This window comes from Thermostichus sp. MS-CIW-41, from assembly GCF_054058915.1.
On record NZ_JBSSBO010000094.1, the window covers coordinates 1 to 1004 of the forward strand.

Annotated in this window: 1 protein-coding gene; it reads left to right on the forward strand. The window is 45.3% G+C overall.

The window, feature by feature from the left end:
• The first annotated feature begins 56 nt into the window (after positions 1–56).
• Positions 57–1003, forward strand: a protein-coding gene (locus ACVWXE_RS14360) for an IS630-like element ISSoc15 family transposase (protein WP_148203181.1) whose coding sequence is annotated in 2 segments (ribosomal slippage) — positions 57–393 and positions 393–1003 — 948 coding nt in all. Because the reading frame shifts where the segments join, the coding sequence is not laid out codon by codon here.
• Position 1004 lies beyond the last annotated feature (1 nt).

A 1004-nucleotide genomic window follows, 5' to 3' on the forward strand; every position in this document is an offset into this window, starting at 1 on the left:
TACAGCCTTTTAATTTAAAATAGGGTACAGGTATTCAAGAGGAAGGAGAGAAAGGAATGCCGACTCATTCTTTGGATTTGCGGCAAAGAGTTGTAGCAGCCTATCAGGCAGGTAACACCTCCATCCGCCAGGTAGCTAAACGCTTCATGGTGACCAAAAGAACAGTACACCGCTGGGTGCGTCAGTACCAACAAACTCAAGATTTAGCCCCTAAGAAAGCAGGCACCAAGCGAGTGGGCATTTTGGAACAACATCGGCAGGAAGTGATGGCAATTATTACAGAACACCCAGACTTCTACCTGTGGCAGTATCAAGAACTGTTGCGCGAGCGCTTAGGAATCAATGTAAGCATCGTCACGATACATAATTTCTTGAAAAAGCAAGGAATGACTCTAAAAAAAAGACCTACCGCAGTGCAAAAGTCAAAGAAGAGGAGGTGCAAAGGGAACGACTAGCTTATAGTCAAGAAGTCAGGAATATTCCAGCGGAGGATTTGATTGCCATCGACCAGACGGGAGTCTGGGAGGGAATGGAGCGGAGAGTATCTCGGAGTTTACGTGGTCAAAGGGCTTATCATTATCGTCAGAGATACAAGGGTGAAAAGTATACGGTTATTGGAGCTATTTCCTTGAGAGGTGTAGTTGGCTGTCGTGTCATCAAGGGTGGGATGAAGAAAGGAGATTTTTTGGAGTTTTTGAGAAGCGAGCTATGTCCGAAGCTAGATGCGAGGAAGGTTGTGATTATGGACAATTTAAATATCCACAAGAGTCGGGAAGTTGAGGAATTGATTAGGGGGACAGGAGCACGAATCCTATACCTGCCTGTGTATGCGCCGGAGTTGAATCCCATTGAGATGATGTGGTCGGTGTTGAAGCATTTTATTCGGCAGCTTTGCAGAATTGGGAAATATAGCATGGAGCAGATAGTGAAGACTTCTTTACTACTGATCAATCCATCCTCCTTCCGAAGTTGGTTTGCTAAGTGCTGCTATTGTACCCCTTGAG